The sequence below is a fragment of the Streptomyces sp. NPDC051907 genome, from assembly GCF_040681075.1.
GTDB lineage: Bacteria > Actinomycetota > Actinomycetes > Streptomycetales > Streptomycetaceae > Streptomyces.
The window spans coordinates 1-2,521 of sequence record NZ_JBFAYB010000218.1 but is presented as its reverse complement, the minus strand read 5'-3'; the positions used below and the strand labels follow the sequence as shown (position 1 = coordinate 2,521).

Here is a 2,521-nt window from a genome sequence, read left to right as displayed (position 1 = left end):
GACGTTCATGCCGCGCCGGCGGAAGACGTCCTCGAGGACGGCGGCGGCGTCCGGGTCCTCGCCGGGCAGCACGCGGTCGCGGGAGGAGACGAGGGTGACGCGGGAGCCGAGGGCCTGGTACGCGCCGGCGAACTCGGCGCCGGTGACGCCGGAGCCGACCACGATGAGCTCCTCTGGGAGCTCGGTCAGGTCGTAGACCTGGGTCCAGTTCAGAATGCGCTCTCCGTCGGGGAGCGCGTCGGGGATCTCGCGCGGGTGGCCGCCGGTCGCGATCAGCACGGCGTCCGCGGTGAGCGTCTCCTCCGTGCCGTCCGCGGCGCGCACGACGACCCTGCGGGAGCCGTCCATCGCCTGCTGCCCCTCCAGCCGGCCGCGGCCGCGCATGACGCGCGCGCCGGCCCGGGTGACGGAGGCGGTGATGTCGTGGGACTGGGCGAGGGCGAGCCGCTTCACGCGGCGGTTGACCTTGCCGAGGTCGACGCCGACGACGCGGGCGGCCTGCTCGATGTGCGGGGTGTCGTCGGCCACGATGATGCCCAGCTCCTCGTAGGAGGAGTCGAAGGTCGTCATGACCTCGGCCGTGGCGATCAGAGTCTTCGACGGCACGCAGTCGGTCAGCACCGACGCTCCGCCGAGACCGTCGCAGTCGACGACGGTCACCTCCGCGCCGAGCTGGGCGCCCACCAGGGCCGCCTCATAACCGCCGGGTCCGCCGCCGATGATCACGATCCGGGTCACGAAAAAGTCCGCCTCGCATTGTCAATCCCGGCCCGCCTGCCCGCCCGACCGGGGGTCCGGGGGGTGCCCCGGGGGAATGCAGTACGTACTCCATTGTCCCGCACGGTTCAAGTGCCTCCGTCCCCGGGGCTCCATACGGCCGCACGCAGCGACGACGCCTTTCGGCCACGAGGGGGACCGGTCCTCCGATGGGACCGTCTCTGCGGCCCCTCCCGTACCCTCGATCTCATGTCGCTCTACGCCGCGTACGCCGGCAACCTCGACGCGCGGCTGATGACCCGCCGCGCACCGCACTCACCGCTGCGTGGGACCGGCTGGCTCAACGGCTGGCGGCTGACCTTCGGCGGCGAGCAGATGGGCTGGGAGGGGGCGCTGGCCACGATCGTGGAGGCGCCGCGCTCGCAGGTCTTCGTCGCGCTGTACGACATCGCGCCCATGGACGAGGACTCCATGGACCGCTGGGAGGGCGTCGGCCTGGACATCTACCGCCGTATGCGGGTCCGGGTGGACACGCTGGACGGCGAGGAGCCGGCGTGGGTGTACGTCCTGAACGGGTACGAGGGCGGGCTCCCGTCCGCCCGCTATCTGGGCGAGCTCGCGGACGCGGCGGAGTCGGCGGGCGCGCCCCACGACTATGTGATGGAGCTGCGCAAGCGGCCCTGCTAGGGGCTCCTCCGGGCGTTTCGTCGGAAACGACAAGACAACGATCCGAAGACCGTGCGCTGCGTCATCTACGCGCGTAGGGAATCACCGGTTACCCTCGTCCGCGTGAACGCATCTGTGAATCCGGACCTCCTCGGCTCTGACGCCGACCCCCACGCCGCCGCTGACGCGGCCGCCGCGCGACTGCGCGAGCTGACCGGCGCCGAGACCCACGACGTCGCTCTTGTGATGGGCTCCGGCTGGGCGCCGGCCGTCGACGCGCTCGGCGCGCCCGAGGCGGAGTTCCCGGTCACCGAGCTGCCGGGCTTCCCGCCGCCGGCGGTCGAGGGCCACGGCGGCAAGGTCCGCTCGTACCGCATCGGCAACAAGCGCGCCCTGGTCTTCCTGGGCCGTACGCACTTCTACGAGGGCCGCGGCGTCGCGGCGGTGTCGCACGGCGTGCGCACCGCGGTGGCGGCGGGCTGCAAGACGGTCGTCCTGACGAACGGCTGCGGCGGCCTGCGGGAGGGCATGCGCCCCGGCCAGCCGGTGCTGATCAGCGACCACATCAACCTGACGGCCGCGTCGCCGATCATCGGCGCGAACTTCGTGGACCTGACGGACCTGTACTCGCCGCGGCTGCGCGCGCTGTGCAAGGAGGTGGACGAGACGCTCGAGGAGGGCGTGTACGTCCAGTTCCCCGGCCCGCACTACGAGACGCCGGCGGAGATCAACATGGTCCGCGTGCTCGGCGGCGACCTGGTCGGCATGTCGACCGTCCTCGAGGCCATCGCGGCACGCGAGGCGGGCGCGGAGGTGCTCGGCATCTCCCTGGTGACGAACCTGGCGGCGGGCCTGTCGGGCGAGCCCCTGAACCACGAGGAAGTCCTCCAGGCGGGCCGCGACTCGGCGGCGCGGATGGGGGAGCTGCTGACGCGGGTGCTGGCGCGGATCTGACGGCACGCGTTCAGCCCCGCCCCGGGGCTGCGCCCCCCGATAGGCGTGTCCTCAAACTCCCCCAGACTTCGTCCGGGGGGACCCCCAACGGGCTGGGTTTCTCCGGCGTTTGAGGCGCGCCTATTCAGCCCCGCCGGCGATTGAGGCGCGGGTGAGCCGGTAGCCGGTGGGGTCGGGGTAGTCG

General features: G+C 72.4%; 3 protein-coding genes. 2 read left to right on the top strand and 1 reads right to left on the bottom strand.

Annotation, left to right across the window (positions count from 1 at the left end):
* On the bottom strand, positions 1-738 hold a 738-nt coding region (locus tag AB0M39_RS41790; protein WP_365374370.1), incomplete at its 3' end, for an FAD-dependent oxidoreductase.
* 228 nt (positions 739-966) lie between these two features.
* On the opposite strand from AB0M39_RS41790, the gene AB0M39_RS41785 reads away from it, so the two are divergent.
* Positions 967-1,404, top strand: coding sequence for a gamma-glutamylcyclotransferase (locus tag AB0M39_RS41785; protein WP_005312922.1), 438 nt, complete (start codon positions 967-969; stop codon positions 1,402-1,404).
* A gap of 102 nt (positions 1,405-1,506) precedes the next feature.
* Complete coding sequence (locus tag AB0M39_RS41780) at positions 1,507-2,337, top strand: purine-nucleoside phosphorylase (RefSeq protein WP_365374367.1); 831 nt, start codon at positions 1,507-1,509, stop codon at positions 2,335-2,337.
* Positions 2,338-2,521: the final 184 nt, after the last annotated feature.

Coding starts and splice junctions, on each gene's coding strand:
- AB0M39_RS41785 (WP_005312922.1), top strand. CDS start 967: ATGTCGCTCTACGCCGCGTACGCCGGCAACCTCGACGCGCGGCTGATG.